Consider the following 20213-nt stretch of genomic DNA (forward strand, 5'->3'; position numbering starts at 1 on the left):
TACTATTGAGCCCTACCAGTAAAAAACCTCAGCACCTAAGAACCTTAGCACCTCAGCACCTTACAAAAAGCATTACGATTTTATAAGATTTAACTTTTTAAGTGTAAGCAGGGAAATAGCGGGTTGACTAAATTTATTTAAAATTTTAAAAGATACAAAATGATACAATTAATACCTGATACCCCAAATAATATCGCGGCCTTTCGCGCCACCGGAGAAGTTACCAAAGAACATTTTCAAAATGTTGTAATTCCAGAAGTAGAACGTGTGATCCGACAGATTAACCACCTTAATTTCCTGTTGGTCCTGGATACCGAACTGGAAAATTTCACCACAGGAGCCTGGGTCCAGGATGCGATGCTTGGACTGAAAAACATTGGAAAATGGAACAGGGCGGCAATCGTTACGGATTCCGAGACCATAATATCTTTTACCAATGGATTCAGTTACCTGATTCCCGGAGAATTCAAAGGTTTTAAAAAAGAACAATATGATGAAGCCCTGACATGGGTTTCCGAAGAGACACTTTAATACAATTATACCAATGGCACCAAAGAATGATGAACAGATGATGAAGGAGTATCAGTCTAATGAAAGAACTTTATTGGCCTGGATACGAACTGGTATTGGCATAATGGTTTTTGGTTTCGTCGCGGTCAAGTTTTCTTTATTTATCAAACAACTGCCCGAAAAATTCCTGCCTGATACTAGTGTACCAGGCAGCAATTTTAGTATTTATCTCGGAATCGGACTTCTGATTGCAGGTGCATTGACCATTATACTGTCGTATTTCCGGTACATGCATACTGTAAAACTTTTGCAGCAGGGTGAGTATCAATATTCAACCCGACTGCTGACTTTTATTACCATGACGCTGTCTTTTCTCAGCATAGCCTTAATTGCGTATCTGATTGCTGCGTCTTACGATTAAATAAATTTTAAAATTATTATTATGAGAGCGATATGGACAGGTGCAATTAGTTTTGGATTAATTAATATCCCCGTGAAGTTATTTTCTGCCGTACAGGAAAGTACGTTAGATATGGACATGCTGGATAAAAATGATCATTCCAATATTAAATTCAAACGAGTAAATGAAACTACCGGAAAGGAAGTTGCGTATGGCAGTATCGTAAAAGGCTACAAAATAGAGGACAAATATGTAATTCTGGATGATGAAGATTTTGAAGCTGCCGATGCCGAAAAAACAAAAACCATCGATATTCTAAGTTTTACACTCGAAAAAGAAATTGACAGCCTTTATTACGAACAGCCGTATTACCTTGAACCGGACAAAGGGGCCATGAAGGCATATGCCTTATTGCGTGATGCCCTGGAGTCTTCCGGTAAAGTTGGCGTAACCAGTTTCGTAATGCGAAATAAAGAGGGTTTGGCGATCTTAAAACCATATAAAAATGTAATCGTTTTAAACCGGATCCGTTTTCAGCAGGAAATCAGGGATACTTCTGAATTAAAACTTCCGGCTGTTTCCAAAACAAAAGTCAAAGAAATGGATATGGCCAATAAACTGGTCGAACAGCTTACCGAAAAATTTGATATTACCAGTTATAAAGATGAGTATACCGCTAAACTGCTGAAAATTATTAAGGATAAAGCCAAAGGAAAAAAACAGGCTCCCCCAAAACTGAAAGTCGTTCATAAACAAAATGACGACTTAATGGAAATGCTTAAAGCAAGTCTTGAAAACAAAAAAAAGAAAAGTTCCTAGGAACTTTTCTTTATTATTGCTTTGATGTCGGCCCCTTTTCCTAAAACGGGTTTCCACAAATCGCCTTTCTTCTCAAATCGTTTTAATACATTTTTGATTGTAAATTGTGAAGGGGATAATTTCGCATTTACCTCACTCCATTCCAATGGTGTAGAAACGGTAGCGCCCGGTTTTGGCCGCACGGAATAAGGCGCTGCAAGGGTCTGCCCTTTTCGGTTTTGCAGGTAATCGATATATATTTTGTGATCCCTTTTTTTAATGGAACGTTCTAAGCTTGTTGTTTCCGGCAATCTCGTATGAACTTCATGAGCAATAAGTTCAGCAAATAATTTTACGGAATCATAATCATATTTTGCTCCCAGCGGAATATATACATGAAGTCCCGAAGCACCGGAAGTTTTACAGTAACACTCCGTTTCAAATTCATCCATGACTTCTTTTACCATTAGTGCCACTTTAACAACTTCTTTAAAGTCGTCCTTTTCGGGATCAATGTCAATCACCACCCAATCCGGATTGTCGATATGTTTGATAGTTGAATTCCACGGATTAATGTCTATACAACCCAGATTGGCCATATACAATAAGGTCGCTTTGTCGTTGCAGATCAAATAGTCAATATCGGAATTGGTAGATTCAGAAAAAATCTTTTTGGTTTTTAGCCAGGACGGAATTTTATCATCGTCAACATCTTTCTGATAGAAACCGGATTGTTCGATTCCGTTCGGGAAACGGTACATTGATTCCGGACGGTCTTTCAGATAAGGCAGAATCAAATCGGCAACTTCATTGTAATACGTAACGATATCGCCTTTGGTTATTCCGTCATTTGGAAAATAAATTTTATTCTGATTGGTTAAATGCAGGGTAGTTTTCCCTACTTTCAAATCGAAATTTTTCTCCTTATGTTCTTCTGCTACATTTGTCTTTTCCATTTTTTCTTTCTTTTTAGTGATCGTGTCTTTATTCTTTCCGGTAAAAACAACCTCTTTTACTGATTTATCTACCCGGAGTCCGAGATAGACGGGCTGACGAAGATTGTTATCCTGCGTCCACTCCGAAAATTTAACCTGACAGATGAATTTAGGTTTAATCCATTGTATCGTATCACGATGCGGTACTTTTTCTTCGAGTGGAGATTTATCGGTAAAATACGGTTCAAATTTAGCGTGTAATTCTTTCAGGACTTCCTGCGAAAAACCAGTTCCGCATTTACCGATAAACTTCAGTTTACCCTCTTCGTACTGCCCTAAAAGCAAAGCACCAAAATAGGTACGTGAATTTTTGGGCTCCGTAATTCCGATAATAATGGCCTCTTCCTGTTGCGATAATTTTATTTTAAGCCATTCTCCCGTTCTTTTTCCAACAGTATACAGACTATTTGCTTTTTTAGCGATTATGCCTTCGCTTTGTTTTTTAGCCGCAACTTCGAGAAATCCAATTCCTTTTTCCTCAATGTGTTCTGAATATATGATATTTGAAAATTTAGATTTAGACACCAGCATTTTCAGCAGCTCTTTTCGTTCCAGCAACGTTAAACCGGTGGTATCATTTCCATCCAGGTTCAGAATATCAAAAACATAAAATTTTAATTTCCCTTTTCCTGTTTTCAGATAATTTTGCAATAATTGAAAATCAGAGCGTCCCGATTCATCTTCTACCACCACTTCACCATCCAGAATGGCTTCATGGTTTATTTTTTTTAATTCATCGGTTACAGGCTGAAAATTTTTAGTGAACGAAATCTGATTCCTGCTGAAAAGCTGTACATCGTCTTCCTTAATCACTGCAAGAGTGCGGTAACCATCGAATTTATTTTCAAAAATCCAGTCCGGATCATCAAAAGGTTTTTCCGTCAGGCTCGCAAGCATGGGCTTTTTAAATCCTATGACTGATTTTTTCTTAGTGTTTTTTTTTTTGACAGCTGCTTCCGGCTTTAGATCCGCTTTTTTGGAAACTGTCTTTTCTTTGGCTGCTTTTTTTTCTAATGCATCCAGACTAAGTTTGGAGATAACCGATTTGTCTTTTTCAAGAACATCGTCGGTTGTGGCATATTTATCTTCTTTTTTAATAAGCAGCCAGGCATTTTCCTGCTTTCCTTTTAATTTCACGAGCGAAAAATTTCCCTTCAGCTTTTTTCCTTTTAAGGTAAAACTCAAATGTCCTTTTTTAAGATCGGCCAGTAGTTTTTTTTCGGCTGTGCCTTTATAATCCTCATCAGCGGGAAGGTAGGTTCCGTTATCCCAGACAATTACATTTCCGGCACCATAATTCCCTTCCGGAATGGCACCTTCAAAATCTTTATAACTGTACGGATGATCTTCTACCATCATCGCAAGGCGTTTGACTTCAGGATCCAGTGAAGGCCCTTTCGGAACCGCCCAGCTTTTCAGCACACCATCCATTTCCAATCGAAAATCGTAATGCAAATGAGAGGCAGCGTGCTTTTGAATCACAAAAACCAATTGATTTTCAGATCGTCCCACCTGCCCTTTCGGCTCAGCAGTATCGTTAAAATTTCTCTTTTGATTGTATTTTAAAAGTGACATACCTTTTATTCATTAATTAAACTTCCGTTACATTTCGAATGAGCCTCTGTTATTCTCCTGTTTCACTGTGGGATGCATCTACAGGTTTCGATTGCGAAGAGCCTTTTTGCCTTAGAAATATCGACAATGCAATAATCGCAAATACGGAAAGAAACTCACTTTGCCAGTTCTGAAATGATTCAAACCAAAAGCGGGATTCGCCCAGGTACGCTGAAAGTGAAACTGCCGGTTTTCCGTTTAAAAGGTTCATTGTGTTTTCGTCTTTTAAACTTCCGTATAAGTGGAGGACAAAAGAGGCCATAAACAATACAAACAAACTAAGGGTCAGAGAAGATTGGTAGAGTTTAAGCCAGATTCCGCCTTTTTTTACCGGCCACGGCGCACCTTTACGTTGTGGAGACGGCTCCCGGTCTACTTCTTCCTTTCCCTCACATTTTTTTGATTCGGAAGATCCTTTTTGTCTCAGAAAAATAGTAAACCACACAAACAAACCCATTTGTAAAAATTCGCTTTCCCAGTTCTCAAAAGTCGATTCAATAAAGTGTCCGCTGCCAAGGTACTGGTACATCGTGACTGCATGGCCTCCGTTTTCGGTAAGTTCTTTGTTGTATTCGTCAATACCAAAGAAAATCTGTCCGAGGAAAGCTCCTATGAATAATAGTATAAAAACCAGCGACAGACTGTTTTGGTAAATAATTTTTTTCATGATAAAATGTAGAAATGAATACTATTGTTTTAAATCAATTTTTTGGCTTCCAAAAAACGATGTTTTCCCATCATTTGATGAAAGTGTTGATGCTTTAGCGTATCAAAATTAAAAAGACGCCGAGAGAAGCGCTTACATAATTACAGGTGAATTTTATAATATTAGACGCTATGAACTAATGAGTTAACAGCTATTTACAAGACGGCGTACTTATTTTAAACTGGCTCAGATCTAAATACAACCTACAAAATAATTTATTCTACAATTCGCATTTTTTTTATTCAGCTACAGATTAAATAAGAATGCGGGGTTAACCGCTTTTTAAACATGCATTCCGATTTTCCGTAGTACTTCTGTTTCCGGAAATGTTTTTCCCTTTAAAAGTTTAATTTTATAAAATTCTCAACATAGAATACTGAAAATTATACAATTACAAATTTAAATTGTATAAAAAAAAGAAAAACATAACTTCTAATTTTGGAATACTAATTATTTAAAACAAAAAATCATGAACACAACAAATGTAAATGACGGAAAAAAAATGGCAGATAAAAAAACAGCCGGCAAAAGCAGTACTGATAAAAATTCAGGAAAAGATGCCGGTAAAGCTGTGAAAAAAAGCCCTGCTAAAAAGTAAATCATTAAACACTTTTAAACAATTAATTATGGAAGAAAATAAAAACCGTAATTATGATCGGGATGATCGTAATTACAACGAGGAATCAAATCAGACGAACCAGAGAAATGAGGAACAATCTGAAAAAATGGATACAAATCCTAACCGTTATGATGATACTGACAGGGATATAAATTCTCCGGAAAGAGATGAAGAAAACAGGAGAACCGGTCAAAACCGCGAAGATGATATAAATCAGAATGATGAAAATTATGATGATGAAAATCGAAGAAACCCTCTGAGAAAAGACAGAGACCTTTAAAAAGGTAAGCCCACAGCTTTTATTCATACAGGTTGTGGGCTTATTTATTTTCTAAAGCTTTTTAAATTTTCCGGAACAACCTTCCCTTCATAATAATGATAATTTATTTCCACAATATCCTCATAATTAAAATAGTATAAAAATTTACCAAAGTTATGTAAAGAAATTACTTCATTAAAATTGCAAATTTGTAAAAGATACCTTTAATGTTTTTTGAAATAGCAATTAATCACTTTAAATATATAAGATGAACATCAATATAAATAACTGGCCGGAAATTCACCAGGTGAGCCGCAACGATGAATACGAAGCGGATTACACTGACGACCAGAATAACTCCAATACGGGCTATAATGAAGATTTACTGAAATACGAATTAACCCAGGCCGAAAAAGAAAAAGAATACCGTTTTGAGAATGACTATGATTCCGATCAGAATCCTGATTTCGAAATAAACGACAACGAAAAATATGCTACCGATTAGTATATAAATTTAGCTTAAAATTGAACATTAACTTTAAAAAATAAACATCATGGAATCAGGTAAATTAGTATGCACATTGCTTACGGGAGTTGCAATAGGTGCAGCAATAGGAGTTTTATTCGCTCCGGAAAAAGGAGAAGATTTAAGAAACAAATTAGCAGATCTTAAATCGGATTATCTAACCAACTTAAAAGATAAAATTAGCGATTTTACAGGAGATCTTACAGGCAAAAATACACCAAACACCGGTGCTGCCAATCAGCCTGTATAACAAAATAACGTCTTTACGAAAAATCCATTGCAACTGAAACTTTTCATTGCAATGGATTTTTGTTTTTCACACACTTTCAAAAATGAAATCTTGTAAAATCAACAAAAGATCATGTAAGGCTATCCTGTTGATTTATAGGTAATTTTAAAATTGAAAATAAAAAATAATAATTTCAAAAAAATAAAATCATGGAAACAAGAACAAACAGTCCGGCAAAATTTTTAAAGGAACATACTCCTAATTTAAAAAATAATGTTTCAACGTTTGAAAGAATCATTATGGTCACCAGCGGTGCGTATCTTTTATACAATGGCCTTGCCAAAAAAGAGAAAAACATCACAAAAAGTACACTTGGAGGATCAATGCTCCTAAGAGGGATCAGTGGATATTGTCCGGTATATGATGCAGTGGATCATCTGAAAAATGACAAAGCTTACAATGTGAATATCAGAGTGAGCAGTCTGATCAATAAACCGGTGAGTGAAGTGTATGCTTTCTGGAGAAACCTGGAAAACCTTCCTAAATTCATGAACCACCTGGAATCTGTAAAATCCATCAACTCTACCACTTCAGAATGGGTTGCAAAAGGTCCTGTCGGAATTGGTACACTGACCTGGAAAGCAGAAATCATAAAAGATGAAAAGGAAAAGCTTTTAAGCTGGCAGTCGTTAGCAGATGCCTCTGTTGAAAATGTGGGAAAAGTAGTTTTTAAACAAAAAGGAAGAGCAACAGAACTCGACATCACCATTTCATATCGTGCACCTCTGGGAATTGCCGGTGAAAGTGCTGCCAAATTACTAAACCCGTTTTTTGAGAAAATGGTAAATGATGATGTTCAGAACCTGAAAACCTATCTGGAATCCGGTCATAACAAAAAAGTAGTGGTATGATATAAAAAAGCCAGCAAGTGAGAAATCATTTGCTGGCTTTTTTTAATTTACTAATTCAAAATGGTAACGTTTATTAAGGCGTTACAGTTCTTGTGGTATCAACAGTTGCAGTATCTACAGGCGTTTGTGTACTATCAGTAATGGTCGCTGTAGAATCTGTTTCATAGGTTGTATTTTCACCTGCCGGAGTTGTGTCTTTTGTTTTACAGGAAACTGCAAGCCCTGCAATTACAACAACGATTGCAATTTTTGATTTCAATGACGTTTTCATAATATGGGTTTTTTAATTAATACTAATTTATGTATCAAATTTAGAATCTTAACAGCCAATTTTGTTATATGATTCTGACATTTTATTATATAATATATTATTAATCAAATAATTAATCCGGAAGTTCATCAATCCCAACCGGTTCAACTCTGGGCTGCGCATTCATATGATGCCTGTACCTGCTTGATGTTTCATAAGCTAATTTTCGAACCCGCATGATATTTCCCAACGGACGGTGTTCCGGCAGGCAGTGAAACGGATTGAAACTCAAAACATCATCAGCGTACACCCTGCGTTCCGGGCTAAACGTAATTTGAGGCAAGATGGTCAGTTTTGCAATGGGCTGATAGGGGCTTTGCTCCTCCGGCCACTGTACCGAACCATCTTCCACCGGCATAATTTCCAGATTTGTGCAAAGTTGTGCACTCATTTCAAATTCCGCTGTATTGGACTTAAAAAAGTCTGCTATCAGTTTGGTTAAAAAGGCATTTTCATCTGCTTCGATTTCTTCCTTATCTATTTTTTTGCCCGATACTTCTTTTACATTTTCTGAAAGCGGTTTTACATTGATTTTGGCCACATAATCACCATACCGAATTGCTGCCATACTAAAATACGTATCACCTAAAATATGAGGTCCCGGGGCGCTCAGCTCGTTGGTATCGTCTGCAAGTCCCACGGCAGCAAGGACATTTTGTACCCCAACCGCAACCTGCTGTTCTATTTTTTGAAACAGTTCGCCACTGTCTGCCTGTTTTTCGAGTCCCTCCTGCATCTTCAGGTATTCCTTTATGGTACCGGTCGGGATAACAGGATAATTTACCAGTAAAAAATCCTGTGTCAGTGCATTGGCCAGGTCCGGCAGTAATTTTTCGCCTTCTACTCCGATAATTTTTATAGCCATTCCCCTAAATGCCGACATCTTATCGGGTACAATAGATCCCTGTGCCGTAGAATATCGAATAATAACCGGATAGGTTTTGGGCTGGCTGAACAATCCCTGTGCTAAATGCTCCGGAAGATTATCGTATATTTTCAATTCCCCTTTCAGGATTCCGTGACTTTTGGCATGTGCATCGCGAATGGCATGACGGTATTTTTCATACATCAGCCGGTTTACCCTTGCCATAGAATCTACAATTTTCTGACTGATCGCCTCTTCATCCGGTTGTTTTACTTCTATATTTTCACTGTAACGTATATAATTTGCTGACGCTTCCATAATTTTTATTATTATTTTTTAAAATTGATTCTAAGTTATTTACTGTTGACAATAACAATTTCATCCCGCGCAATTGCATAAATAAGATCGCCTTGCTCCGGTCTCATAATATGTTTGCCTGTAAATTCTCCGAAAGCAGGTAAAATCATCTGATTTTCCTTCTGGAAAAAGCAGGGCAGTTTTAAAGACTGGCCTCCTAAACCCCGCAGGGTAACCCCCGGATGAATATGTCCGGAAAAGTTAAACCAGCCTTTGTTTTCCTTTGGATGATGTGTTAATAAAAAACCATCGATTTCAAGGAATTGCAAAACGTCTATCTGAATATCGGTATAATGCTTTTTATTAATAATATCGTGATTTCCGGCAATAAGAGTAATTTCGCTGACACAGCAGGAAACCCATTCTTCGAATAAATCCCATTCCTGATTTTTGGAGCTGTGGAATAAATCGCCCAGAAAAATCACTTTTTCAGGACTGAAAAATGCGACTACCGTTGTCAGCCTGTTGAAGTTTTCTGCAATAGCATTGTTAGGAATGGCAACACCATGTTTCCTGAAATGTGACACTTTACCCAAATGCACATCAGAAATCAGGAGCCATTTTTTGCTTTCCCAAAATAAAGCACCACTTGGATGTAAAACGAATATATGATCTTGTATTGTTATTTTCATAATTATTTCATGTAGGAAGCTGTCATTTTTTTAATTCGTTCTGCTAATGTTTCGCTCGATAGTTTTTCTCTTAATCTGTCTGTAATTAACGGAAAACTGAATGGTGTTGGTTTGGCGCAGGATTTCCAGACCATTTCCTGATTTTGAATTCGCTCTAAAGCCATAATCAGACGGCCTTCTTCCAATTGGTGTTCGAAGGTTTCGCGATACGACTGCTGAAACAATAAATTATCGGGTTCGTAATCCCGAAAAACTTCAAACAGCAATTGGGAACCGCTTTGCAAATGCTTTGTTTTGACCATTTTTCCGGGAAAGCCCGTAAAAACCAATCCTGCAATCACGGCAATGTCCCTGAACTTTCTTCTTGCCATTTCGGTGGCATTAAGGCTTTTTTGCAGATCATCATGCACATAGGCTGTCGAAAATAAATTATTATCCAGGACCTCCTGCATATTGATTTCCTGGTCCGAAAGCAATTCAAATCCATAATCATTGTACGCCAGTGAAAAACTAATCGATACCAGGAGACTGATTCTGTACGCCAGTAAACTTGCCAGAGCTTCGTGTACAAAGCGTCCTTCAAACGGATAAAAAACAGCGTGATAGCCTTCCCTTGTTTTAAAAGTCTCTATTAGAAATTCATCTGCTCCAGGTACAATAGATTCCTTTCGCTGTCTTGCAAATAAAGGCTGGAGCGCTTTTAATTCCGGTGACAGATTATCGGTGTTGGCGCGGTACAATTCCTGGCGAAGCAATTCACTCATTTGTGCCGAAAGTGCCATTCGGCCTCCCATCCAGCTTACCACCTTTGATATTTTTTTCGGATCTGCTTTTCGCACCAAAACCTGCATGTTCCGAATTTTGAATAATTCCAGTCGTTTACCGGCAAAAATAAAAGTGTCACCCGGTTTTAATTTGGTGATAAACCACTCTTCAATCGTTCCGATATAACCGCCGGTCATGTATTTCACATTTAAAACCGAATCGCCAATGATGGTTCCGATCTGCATTCTGTGGTGCATGGCGATCAGGCGGCTGTTGATTTTAAACCGTCCGTCTTCCTCTACGTCTACTTTTTTGTATTCGTCATACGCCTGTAAACTCTGGCTTCCGTTTGAAATAAAATTCAGGATCCAGTTCCAGTTCTCTTCCGTCATCGTCTGATAACAGAAAGTTCCTTTCACTTCTTCAAAAATTTCGTCAGGGAAAAATCCGTCTGACACGGCGAGGGTATTGAGATACTGTACCAAAACATCCCAACTGTTTAAATACGGCACACGGTCTTCGATAACATTCTCTTCGACTGCTTTTTTTAAGGCCGAAGCTTCAATTAATTCAATGGCATGCGTCGCCAGAAAATAAATGACACTTTCTTTGCCGGGCTGGTGTCCGCTTCGTCCCGCTCTCTGTAAAAAACGGGCCACACCTTTTGGTCCGCCTACCTGAATAATCGTTTCAACAGGCGCAAAATCAACGCCCAGGTCCAGACTTGAGGTACAAACGACGACTTTCAGTTCTTCATTTCGAATTGCGTCCTCGACCCAAAGGCGGGTTTCGCGGCTGATACTTCCGTGATGCATGGCCATTTCTCCGGCAAACTCCGGATACTTTTCGAGTAAACGCTGAAACCATATTTCACAGGCCGAACGTACATTCGTAAAGACAAGCGTTGTTTTGCTCGCTTTGATAATCTTTGCAACTTCGTCAATCAGATGCAACCCCATATGGCCACGCCACGGATAGGTTTCCATTTTATCCGGAATGATCGAAATGACTTTTATTTTTTTGTGAATGACCGCTTTAATCAAAACCGAATTTTGATACGCTTCTGAATTCACTCCCAGTAAAACTTCCTGTGCCTGCTGCAAATTGCCTATAGTGGCCGAAATTCCCCAAATACGCAAATTGGGTGCTATTTTTTTTAATCGTGATAAAGCCAGTTCAGTCTGTACACCACGTTTGGTACCCAGTAACTCGTGCCATTCATCAATTACAATCGCTTCGCAATTGCCAAAAATTTTGTCGTAGCCTTTGGTGGCCAGCAGTAATTGCAGGCTTTCGGGGGTAGTGACCAGTAAATCGGGCATTTTTCCCTTCTGTTTGGCCCTTTCACTTGCCGACGTATCCCCGGAACGGATTCCGACAGTCATTTTCGTTTCCAGATCCAGCACAACACGTTCGGCAGCCTGTTTGATTTCTACCGAAAGGGACCGCAGCGGCGTGATCCAGATGGCTTTGAGTCCGGGTGTGTGTTTTGTTTTATAGTTTGGATTTTTTTTAATGTAGTTTAAAACAATCGGCAGCCAGAGTGCATACGTTTTTCCGCTGCCTGTCGGTGCATTCAGAAGACCGTTTTTACCCTGCAAAAAAGCCGTCCAGGTCTGCGTCTGAAACGGAAAAGGTTTCCATCCCTGTTGATGAAACCAATCATTTGCTACCGTAAAAAGCTGTTCTCTGTTCATTTTGTTTTAATACTAAATTATTTTTTATAGCCACAATCCTGTCCTTTCGTCGCAGGAAATCAGAACCATAGCGAACAGACAAGTAAATCGCATTCGAAATTCAACAAAGATTGGCGACTTTAGTTGCGGAGTTTCTCGTGTGATTTCTCCTTCGTCGAAATGACAAAAAATGCAAAAAATCCGTTCTAATCCGCGTTTTCGCATCAGCGAATCCGTGTCATCCGTGTACTAATTTCCCCCAAAACAATTATACAATCATACTTTTTAAATCTTCAATTGAATTGGCTTCTTCCATTTTTTTATCGTGGCGCCATCTCAGAATCCTTGGAAACCGGGTTGCAATTCCACTTTTATGTCTTTTTGAAAGCGCGATACCTTCAAAGCCAATTTCGAAAACCAACTGCGGCGTTACGCTTCGCACAGGTCCGAATCGTTCGAGTGTATTTTTCTTGATCCAGTCATCGACCATTCTGAATTCTGCATCTGTTAAACCGGAATAAGCTTTGGCGAAGGTGACTAATTCGCGTTCGTTATTTTCATTTTGCTGCCACAGGGCAAACGTATAATCAGTAAACAAATTCGAGCGTCGTCCGTGTCCGCGCATCGCGTAGGTCAGCACGGCATCTATTACCAAAGGTTCTATTTTCCATTTCCACCAGTCGCCTTTTTTTCGTCCTACCAGATACGGTGAATCCTTCCGTTTCAGCATCAGGCCTTCGCTTTTCATTTCGCGGGAGCGGAGTCTTTCTGCTGTCAATTCTTCCCAGCTTGAAAATTTTACCCTTTCGGAAAGCTGTAACGGAATTTCGTTGTGTTTGATATCTTCATATAATTGTTCTAACAGGACGCGTCTTTCTTCAAAAGGAAGATTTCTGATGTCTTCTCCTTTCCATTCTAATAAATCATAGGCTTTTATAATGACCGGTGCTTTTTTCAGGATGGCCGCAGAAACCGTTTTCCGTCCGATTCTGGTCTGAAGATCATTGAAAGTTCCTATCTCATTATCTATAAAAGGAAGAATTTCACCATCGATAACTGTCCCATCCGGAATCACTCCTATGAAAGCAGCAAATTCTGGATATTTGTCCGTAACCAATTCCTCACCGCGGCTCCAGACATAAATTTCGTTTTCACGGATAATGGTCTGGGAACGAATTCCGTCCCATTTATGTTCGGCACTCCAGTCTTCTGCATTTCCGAGATTAGAAGGTTCTCCTTCCACAGGATACGCCAGATAAAACGGATAGGGTTTCGATAAATAGTCGCTGTTTTTTTCGTCGAGGATTAATTCCTGAAACGTGATATTATTGGGATTCCAGTCGCCCATTAATTTATAAGCCAAAGCATCTTCGTCAATATTTTCGGCTTTTGAAAGGGCTCTGGTCATTAACTTCTGACTTACCCCAATCCTGAAGCTTCCTGTGATTAGTTTCGTAAAAACAAAACGTTCATAATAATTTAAGGCCAGCCAGTTGGTTTGCAGGTATTCTTTTTTTTCAACGTCGGTTTTCTTTTTTAAGGCTATGATTTCCTGTAAAAATTCGGTCAGGCTTCTGTCGGAATGTTCTTTTGTAGTCGGAATCACCAAGGCAATGGTTTCGGCAAGATCGCCTACGATATGGTAACTCTCCTCAAAAAGCCAAAGCGGGATACCGGCAAGTTCATTGGCCCATAATCGCAATAAAGTAGTATTGACCGGTCTTGGCGGACGGCGGTGCGAAAGAATCGCAATGGTCCAGACTTTATCTTCATCACTGGCATTGCGGAAATAATTCGTTAAAGCATCCACTTTTACCGAAGTTTTATTAGAACTGTCCAGTGTTTTTATAAGTTCGGCAAAGTTTTTCATTTTCGTAACGTTAAAAGTTATTTGTTGGAAGTTAGATGTTAGATGAGATGAAAGAATATAGAATATAGAATATAGAGAAAAGACCATAGACAGCAGAAACAAGATTGGTGGATAATTTATAATCTTACCTTACTCTATATTATTTCGTCTACTTTTTATTCTTTCCTCTAAATTCTTTGCTCTTTCCTTTACTCTTCTCTATACTCTTTTCTCTATACTCTTTTCTCTATACTCTATACTCTATACTCTATTCTCTATTCTCTATTCTCTATTCTCTATTCTCAATATTCTCTTCCTCATCTTCTTTCTTAACCTCCATTTCCCCCGCTTCTCCTTCGTATTGTGTGTGGGCAGTCCGGGCGTCATAGCCTAACTCCTGAAGGTATTTCGAAAAAATATCCGAATAGCCATGGGTTGAAATCACCTTTTCGGCACCGGTTGCTTTTATACTTTCGAGTAATCCTGTCCAGTCACAATGATCGCTTAGTACAAATCCGCGATCTACTGCACGGCGGCGTCTTGCCCCGCGAAAAGCCATCCATCCACTGGCAGAACCGGTAACAAAAGGCGTCATTTTTCTGATCCAGGTACTTCCGTGAGCACTTGGAGGAGCCAGTACAATGCTGCCCAACAGATCTTCTTTTTTTACTTCTGAAGTTATTCGCGTGGTTGGCGGGAAATCGACCAGCGGTCTTAAGACATTCGTCATATTTTCTATGGCGCCATGCGTATATATTTTACCAATATCGGTATCTAAGTATTTTAGCAATCGTTGTGCTTTTCCAAGCGAATATCCAAAAAGAACAGAGGTTTTTCCCTCGGCCCTGTTTTCTGCCCACCAATTGTTGATGTCTGTCATGACTTCGGCTTGCGGCGTCCATTTGAAAGCAGGCAGTCCGAAAGTACATTCTGTTATGAAAGAGTGGCATTTAACCACTTCGTAAGGAACGGAAATTCCGTCGTCCTCGGTTTTATAATCTCCTGTAAAAACCCAGATCTCGCCTTTATATTCTACACGGATCTGAGCAGATCCGATGATATGTCCGGCAGGATGGAGTGAAAATTTAACGCCGTTTATGGTGAAGGTTTCATTCCAGTCTTTTCCTGTCACATTGATCTCTCCCAGGCGGTGTCTTATTATGGGTACATTGGTATGATGCGTAATGTAATTTTTATGCCCCCAGCGCGAATGATCCGCATGACCGTGAGTAATTATAGCATTGGTTACCGGACGCCACGGATCAAGATACACATCGGCCTGCTGGCAGTATATCCCTTTATCGTTAAAAGCTAATAGTGGAGGATTCATTTTTTTATTTTCAGAACCTTAAAATTAAGGCAGATCTGCTTCTGAAATTTTACAGGATTTGGTATTGTTATTACAAAACTTCAATAAGTACTTTGTATTGAGCACTAATTAAAAACCTAAAAAAGCAGCCCGAAGGCTGCTTTTCCAAGTAGGTCAGAAGAATAGTAAATTATTTTTTAATGATTTTTCTGGTCGTTACGACTCCACTTTCAGAGGTAAACTGAATAATGTAAATTCCGGGAATTTGTTTGGCAATATTGACATGGAATTCTGTTTGTTTATTGTTTTTTTCTTCAAAAACAACGCCATTGTAAATATTGATTATTTTTAAGGTTCCCTTTTCGTCATTGTTTACATTTATGGTAAATATACCATCAGTAGGATTAGGATATACCGTAAGGATACCTGAACCAGCTGCTTCCGTAAGCGCTATTTCATTTGATCCTTCTTTTGATTTCTCTGCTTTTACCAGGGCAAAACGTTCTCCTCCCTCAAGCTCGCCTTTCTGAGCATCTTCCTGAACAAGGTCTAACGTAATCTGCTGATCGTCCGGAAAATCTTTTGCAACTCTGAAATCGAGCGCAATGGAGAAAGTTTCACCAGCACCGATTGGTAAATTTGCAATCGATTCATCTGCAGAACTGATCAGGATTTTATTTTTATCTAAAATTTTCACTCCTTTCAGACTTCCGTTGGACTGGGCTCTTTCGAATAAGCGTTCATCCAGCGTTGCTTCAATTGTACCCCCTAATTCAAAGAAATTATTTTTAAGTTCTTCATTAAATCCTTTATCAACAAATTTTATATTGATCAGTTTCGATTTAATTCCTCTAATAAATACTGCCGTAGGCGCTACAAAATCTGTTGTATTTAAATTATAAACACTCAGGTTTTTCCAGGCAATATTGTTGTTGTTTTTGACATTGGAACCAATGGAGATGTTATTTACTTCATTTGGCATTGGATCCCTTGGAGATTCTATTCTGGCTGTTAGACAAAAATGATGAATGTCATTTGTAAAATCGGCCGGATTTGGCGGATACCACGGAACCATAACAATTGTACTGCCGCCCGGTAATATAGACGGGATACTTACTTCTCCGATTTCATTACCATGTACCACAGGTCCGATACTAAAATTCACGAAGTTTGTCGGCCATGTTAATCCGGAGGACGCCTTTGCGAAATACAGCCTTACTTTGGCTGATGAACTCGGATTTGTTCCTTTATTATACACTCTAATGTATACTGCGTTAGGTGAACTTGTTTTATATTCCGGATTTTCATGTGTCAGTCCGGCGTCTGTATTTTGTCTTACCCAAATATCATCACTGATCCACATCGGGCCTGAATCCGGATTAGGTTCGATTCCGGTATCAAACGGCCTGTCTTTAATATATAAATCAGCAATAGGAACTGTTATACCTGTTACGATTACAGAATATTTCTGACTGCCGTTTACCAAAGTTCCCTTATGACTAATCGTTACTGTATAATTGCCTGCTGCTCCTGTAATCGCAATGCGCTCAAAAGGATCTCTGGTATTATCACCCAGTCCGTTTACGGTAGCTGACAGCAACCTGTACGGAAGAACGGTACCTGATGAATTGGTTACCCTGATATCCAGGTCATTGACAAGCCTTGCCGTACTTACGTTTGCAATACTACCTAAATAGGCTGTTCCGGCAGGATCTGTCCAGGATATAGAAGCAATTAGCGGATTTACACCATCTGAAGTGACAGGAAAACTGTAGGTACTTCCGGTTGGTAAGGTATGCTCCTGAATAATAGCAAATGTTCCGTTTTTGGTGATGGTTTCCGCTGCAAATTTGGCATTTAGCAATCCCCAGCCAAATATGGCATCCGGTCCTGTTGGTCCCGCATCATCTGCAGTGTGTAAAGCCAGTCCTTTTAATGTTGCCGCACGCATGAAATTACCTTTCAGATTTTTATAATGCTGCTGTAACAAAAGTAGTGTCCCCGTAACATTTGGAGACGCCATTGAAGTTCCTGTTGCATTACCATAACTGCTGTTCGTCAGGGGCGTCGGTGTTGCGGTAAGTGTAGCTGTGGAATATACGGCGGTTCCGTTTCCGGTAAGATCCGGTTTTATCCTTAAGTCGTCTGTTGGGCCCTGGCTGCTTGAAGTGTTGATGGTTACGCTTGTTAATGCTCCTGTTGTAGTATTGATTACAGCATCATTGGCATTGGCAATCACCAGACTGTTTTTGGCAGTGGCATATCCTGTAAGTTTATCGTAACTGGTATTACCACCTAAGGGGCTGCTATTAGCAGTATTATCGGTACCATCATTACCTGCCGCTTTTATCATTAAATAATAAGGCGCATTAAACATTAAGTTATCCCAGTCTCTTGCAAATGTTTCATAGGCGCCAAATCTCCAGGGTGCCATAATAACGTTGTTAAAATTGTCTCTTAACCTCCATCCGTAGGAATGATTGGATAATAACATTCCGGCTGTAGTGGCTGAACCAGCCTCAGATAAGTCATTATTCCATTCATTCGTTCTTGCATTTGCCTGATTAGCCATTCCTTTTGCTGCTGCTACGGAGCCAGCTGCCACTATAGTCCCGGTAACATGATTGGCGTGCTGGCTATTATTGCTGCCCGCTACAATAGCAGTTACACCATCCAGAATAGAGACTCTTCCTCCAAACTCATTGTGAGTAGGAAGTGTGGCGCCACCATCCCAGACGTACGCAGTCATTGACTGTCCGTTAAGGTTGAGTCCCAATCCGCCACCTGAATTCAAAAAGTTAGTTCTTGTGGATTTTGCAGCAGCTACATTATCAGGTGCAAAATAAATTGGGGATTTACCGTCCGGGGAAACGCCCATTAATTCGCTGACGGTTCCGTCCTTATTGATAAAAGTAACACTCCAGCCATTTGTTTTGGCCAAACTTAAAGCTAATGCTTTGTTTCTCTCCGCTTCGGCCTTATATTTCACGCTTAACGATTCCAGTTCCGACAAATTACTGTTAGACCTGATCGTCTCGATATCATTTTGAGTCTGCGAATAGGTTATTCCGCATACACAAAGGAAAATAATTTTGTATAATTTTTTCATGTGATTTAGATTTAATGGTTTGTATTTTTAAATTTTAAAATCTCATAAAAATTAAGGAGGGCTTCTGGTCGTAAACATTCCCAAAAAAGGAAGGGTTACCGTTTTTTTCATTTTCATAATTGTGGTTTTAAGGGTTAATAAAAATTAGGGTAAAAAAACTGTTGCTTCCTAAAATTGAGTGTGTTGACTTTATTTACAAAAGTCGTTTTTGTTTGTAAGATTAATTTTAGGTATGCTAAAATTCGCAAAAGAACAGGTGCTGAAATAGCGTATAAATACCTGATTTAAAACAGATTATGTATTTTAGAAGAAAATTCCTAATTTTAACAAAAACGTTTCATAATTATTAAAAAAAGGAGTAAAATTGACAGTAAATTCAGATAATTAATTGATTTTTGAAAATGCTTAGAAATTAAAAATGTTGTACAGATTATCTTACGGCATAAAAATCCTGAAGCTGGCAGCGAAGGTGATTTCAAATTCCAGTAAAATAATTACTTTACATTTCAGGTTTTTGATAAAAATCAAATCAGCGAATTTTAAATTGGGGATTTTCAACTGACCGAAAAGTGTTCCGGCGGTTTGTATTTTACAAGCCGAAAAAATGTCTTAGTTTTTAATTTCAGACTACAAAAATTTAAAATTTTAGTAAAACTTTTTCGTTCATTTAAAATTCTCTGATGTCGCAGGGAATTTTATTAAAGTGTATCTTGCCGCTGATAAAAAACTTAGTGAAGTATCCCGATAACCTGCCATGCAGCTTTATTTGAATTGCTATTGTTTCCGAAATTCTAAAAATGACGGGCATCGAATATGTCACAGGTATCAGGTCTGGCTTACTAAATTTATATTTTTTAGCATAAATTTTTAAATTTATAAGATATAATAGTGCTATTTATCATTTATATTTATAAATACCGGCTTTATTTCATAATTATTTGTCGAAAAAAAATAAAGAAAATTTATTTAAATTGTACGGTTTATCCGTAATATTTAGTTAGATTTGCTACAAATAATTAAAAAATATGATGTTTAACATTTTGATAGTCGACGATCACCCTATGACTGTTGATAGTTATATTAACCTATTAACTGAAAATAATTATCAAAATAAAACTCCTGATTTTATAAAGAGCTACAATTGTGAAGATGCCTATAATAAAATAAATTTTTACCAGAAACAAAATGAAATTATCGATTTTGCTTTGCTTGATATCAATTTGCCTTCTTACAAAAAAGCCAATATAAACAATGGCACTGATCTCGCTTTATTATTGCGACAAAAATTCCCAAACTGTAAAATTGTGCTTCTTACCATGCACAGTGAACCATTGACAGTAGATAAGATTATTAAAAGTTTAAAGCCTGAAGGATTTATTGCAAAAAGCGATATCAATTTTGAATTATTTCCCATTATTTGTAAAAAAATTATGGACGGAGAGATATTCCGTAGCCAGACGATCATAGAATCCCAACGGGAATTGTTTAAGAAGAATATAAACTGGGACAACCACGACAATCATATTTTAATTCTCATCTCCGAGGGCGTCAAAACAGTCAATCTTCCGGATTATATTCCGCTTTCCATGAGTGCCATAGAAAAAAGAAAAGCAAGTATCAAAGATCAGCTTTTACAAGGAAAAGGAAGTGATAAGGATTTAATAGAAAAAGCTAAAAAGTTAGGGTTATTGTAGGGATTTTAGAGTATAGAATATAGAATATAGAGTATAGAATATAGAGTATAGAATATAGAGTATAGAGTATAGAGTATAGA

18 protein-coding genes are annotated in these 20213 nt (G+C 38.3%); 9 read left to right on the plus strand and 9 right to left on the minus strand.

All coding sequences use genetic code 11. The features are described from left to right. Positions 1-159: 159 nt before the first annotated feature. The 3 genes from D0817_RS00940 to ku are packed head-to-tail and all read left to right on the plus strand — an operon-like array spanning position 160 to position 1729. Positions 160-531 (plus strand): SpoIIAA family protein, encoded by a 372-nt coding sequence (locus tag D0817_RS00940; RefSeq protein ID WP_127336512.1) that lies wholly within the window; start codon positions 160-162, stop codon positions 529-531. A 13-nt stretch (positions 532-544) separates the two neighbouring features. Then, positions 545-931 carry a YidH family protein gene (locus tag D0817_RS00945; protein WP_127336513.1) on the plus strand — a complete coding sequence of 129 codons (387 nt, stop codon included), beginning with the start codon at positions 545-547 and terminating at the stop codon, positions 929-931. Positions 932-952: 21 nt separating this feature from the next. Beyond that, complete coding sequence (gene ku / locus D0817_RS00950) at positions 953-1729, plus strand: non-homologous end joining protein Ku (protein WP_127336514.1); 777 nt, start codon at positions 953-955, stop codon at positions 1727-1729. On the opposite strand, the gene ligD is transcribed toward ku, so the two are convergent. Together ligD and D0817_RS00960 are read right to left on the minus strand one after the other, a co-directional pair. After that, the gene (gene ligD, locus D0817_RS00955) at positions 1726-4278 is read right to left on the minus strand and encodes a DNA ligase D (protein WP_127336515.1); all 2553 of its coding nucleotides are present in this window, start codon (positions 4276-4278) and stop codon (positions 1726-1728) included. The genes ku and ligD overlap by 4 nt on opposite strands. A gap of 49 nt (positions 4279-4327) precedes the next feature. Continuing rightward, entirely contained in the window at positions 4328-4984 is a 657-nt protein-coding gene (locus D0817_RS00960; RefSeq protein ID WP_127336516.1) for a DUF6766 family protein, read from the minus strand. Between the two features lie 508 nt (positions 4985-5492). Between D0817_RS00960 and D0817_RS26400 the strand changes: the two genes are divergently transcribed. The 5 genes from D0817_RS26400 (at position 5493) to D0817_RS00980 (ending at position 7567) form a co-directional block, all read left to right on the plus strand. Then, positions 5493-5621: a hypothetical protein gene (locus tag D0817_RS26400; RefSeq protein WP_255667786.1), complete on the plus strand. Its 129-nt coding sequence runs from the start codon at positions 5493-5495 to the stop codon at positions 5619-5621. A 28-nt stretch (positions 5622-5649) separates the two neighbouring features. Next, positions 5650-5922 carry a hypothetical protein gene (locus tag D0817_RS00965; RefSeq protein WP_127336517.1) on the plus strand — a complete coding sequence of 91 codons (273 nt, stop codon included), beginning with the start codon at positions 5650-5652 and terminating at the stop codon, positions 5920-5922. A 247-nt stretch (positions 5923-6169) separates the two neighbouring features. Continuing rightward, positions 6170-6406 (plus strand): hypothetical protein, encoded by a 237-nt coding sequence (locus D0817_RS00970; protein WP_127336518.1) that lies wholly within the window; start codon positions 6170-6172, stop codon positions 6404-6406. Between the two features lie 49 nt (positions 6407-6455). Further along, positions 6456-6677, plus strand: a complete 222-nt coding sequence (locus D0817_RS00975; RefSeq protein WP_127336519.1) for a YtxH domain-containing protein — start codon at positions 6456-6458, stop codon at positions 6675-6677. A 188-nt stretch (positions 6678-6865) separates the two neighbouring features. Then, positions 6866-7567, plus strand: a complete 702-nt coding sequence (locus tag D0817_RS00980) for an SRPBCC family protein (RefSeq protein WP_127336520.1) — start codon at positions 6866-6868, stop codon at positions 7565-7567. Between the two features lie 73 nt (positions 7568-7640). On the opposite strand, the gene D0817_RS00985 is transcribed toward D0817_RS00980, so the two are convergent. The 7 genes from D0817_RS00985 to D0817_RS01020 form a co-directional block, all read right to left on the minus strand. Beyond that, the gene (locus tag D0817_RS00985) at positions 7641-7838 is read right to left on the minus strand and encodes a hypothetical protein (RefSeq protein WP_127336521.1); all 198 of its coding nucleotides are present in this window, start codon (positions 7836-7838) and stop codon (positions 7641-7643) included. Between the two features lie 112 nt (positions 7839-7950). Beyond that, positions 7951-9060, minus strand: a complete 1110-nt coding sequence (locus D0817_RS00990; protein WP_127336522.1) for a catalase family protein — start codon at positions 9058-9060, stop codon at positions 7951-7953. Between the two features lie 35 nt (positions 9061-9095). Beyond that, complete coding sequence (gene pdeM, locus D0817_RS00995) at positions 9096-9731, minus strand: ligase-associated DNA damage response endonuclease PdeM (protein WP_127336523.1); 636 nt, start codon at positions 9729-9731, stop codon at positions 9096-9098. A gap of 2 nt (positions 9732-9733) precedes the next feature. Next, positions 9734-12193 carry a ligase-associated DNA damage response DEXH box helicase gene (locus D0817_RS01000; RefSeq protein ID WP_127336524.1) on the minus strand — a complete coding sequence of 820 codons (2460 nt, stop codon included), beginning with the start codon at positions 12191-12193 and terminating at the stop codon, positions 9734-9736. A 247-nt stretch (positions 12194-12440) separates the two neighbouring features. Beyond that, a complete protein-coding gene (locus tag D0817_RS01005; protein WP_127336525.1) occupies positions 12441-14042 on the minus strand; it encodes an ATP-dependent DNA ligase in 1602 nt (533 codons plus the stop codon). A 268-nt stretch (positions 14043-14310) separates the two neighbouring features. Further along, positions 14311-15351 carry a ligase-associated DNA damage response exonuclease gene (locus D0817_RS01015; RefSeq protein WP_127336526.1) on the minus strand — a complete coding sequence of 347 codons (1041 nt, stop codon included), beginning with the start codon at positions 15349-15351 and terminating at the stop codon, positions 14311-14313. 169 nt (positions 15352-15520) lie between these two features. Next, complete coding sequence (locus D0817_RS01020) at positions 15521-18439, minus strand: S8 family serine peptidase (protein ID WP_127336527.1); 2919 nt, start codon at positions 18437-18439, stop codon at positions 15521-15523. 1025 nt (positions 18440-19464) lie between these two features. On the opposite strand from D0817_RS01020, the gene D0817_RS01025 reads away from it, so the two are divergent. Continuing rightward, on the plus strand, positions 19465-20133 hold the full coding sequence (locus D0817_RS01025) for a response regulator (protein WP_127336528.1): 669 nt from the start codon (positions 19465-19467) through the stop codon (positions 20131-20133). The last annotated feature ends 80 nt before the right edge of the window (positions 20134-20213 follow it).

It is taken from the genome of Flavobacterium cupreum, from assembly GCF_003996965.1.
GTDB lineage: Bacteria > Bacteroidota > Bacteroidia > Flavobacteriales > Flavobacteriaceae > Flavobacterium > Flavobacterium cupreum.

What these genes read in the sequence shown, in the direction of transcription:
- D0817_RS00940 (WP_127336512.1), top strand. Translation starts at nt 160, where the DNA reads ATGATACAATTAATACCTGATACCCCAAATAATATCGCGGCCTTTCGC.
- D0817_RS00945 (WP_127336513.1), top strand. Translation starts at nt 545, where the DNA reads ATGGCACCAAAGAATGATGAACAGATGATGAAGGAGTATCAGTCTAAT.
- ku (WP_127336514.1), top strand. Translation starts at nt 953, where the DNA reads ATGAGAGCGATATGGACAGGTGCAATTAGTTTTGGATTAATTAATATC.
- ligD (WP_127336515.1), bottom strand. Translation starts at nt 4,278, where the DNA reads ATGTCACTTTTAAAATACAATCAAAAGAGAAATTTTAACGATACTGCT.
- D0817_RS00960 (WP_127336516.1), bottom strand. Translation starts at nt 4,984, where the DNA reads ATGAAAAAAATTATTTACCAAAACAGTCTGTCGCTGGTTTTTATACTA.
- D0817_RS26400 (WP_255667786.1), top strand. Translation starts at nt 5,493, where the DNA reads ATGAACACAACAAATGTAAATGACGGAAAAAAAATGGCAGATAAAAAA.
- D0817_RS00965 (WP_127336517.1), top strand. Translation starts at nt 5,650, where the DNA reads ATGGAAGAAAATAAAAACCGTAATTATGATCGGGATGATCGTAATTAC.
- D0817_RS00970 (WP_127336518.1), top strand. Translation starts at nt 6,170, where the DNA reads ATGAACATCAATATAAATAACTGGCCGGAAATTCACCAGGTGAGCCGC.
- D0817_RS00975 (WP_127336519.1), top strand. Translation starts at nt 6,456, where the DNA reads ATGGAATCAGGTAAATTAGTATGCACATTGCTTACGGGAGTTGCAATA.
- D0817_RS00980 (WP_127336520.1), top strand. Translation starts at nt 6,866, where the DNA reads ATGGAAACAAGAACAAACAGTCCGGCAAAATTTTTAAAGGAACATACT.
- D0817_RS00985 (WP_127336521.1), bottom strand. Translation starts at nt 7,838, where the DNA reads ATGAAAACGTCATTGAAATCAAAAATTGCAATCGTTGTTGTAATTGCA.
- D0817_RS00990 (WP_127336522.1), bottom strand. Translation starts at nt 9,060, where the DNA reads ATGGAAGCGTCAGCAAATTATATACGTTACAGTGAAAATATAGAAGTA.
- pdeM (WP_127336523.1), bottom strand. Translation starts at nt 9,731, where the DNA reads ATGAAAATAACAATACAAGATCATATATTCGTTTTACATCCAAGTGGT.
- D0817_RS01000 (WP_127336524.1), bottom strand. Translation starts at nt 12,193, where the DNA reads ATGAACAGAGAACAGCTTTTTACGGTAGCAAATGATTGGTTTCATCAA.
- D0817_RS01005 (WP_127336525.1), bottom strand. Translation starts at nt 14,042, where the DNA reads ATGAAAAACTTTGCCGAACTTATAAAAACACTGGACAGTTCTAATAAA.
- D0817_RS01015 (WP_127336526.1), bottom strand. Translation starts at nt 15,351, where the DNA reads ATGAATCCTCCACTATTAGCTTTTAACGATAAAGGGATATACTGCCAG.
- D0817_RS01020 (WP_127336527.1), bottom strand. Translation starts at nt 18,439, where the DNA reads ATGAAAAAATTATACAAAATTATTTTCCTTTGTGTATGCGGAATAACC.
- D0817_RS01025 (WP_127336528.1), top strand. Translation starts at nt 19,465, where the DNA reads ATGATGTTTAACATTTTGATAGTCGACGATCACCCTATGACTGTTGAT.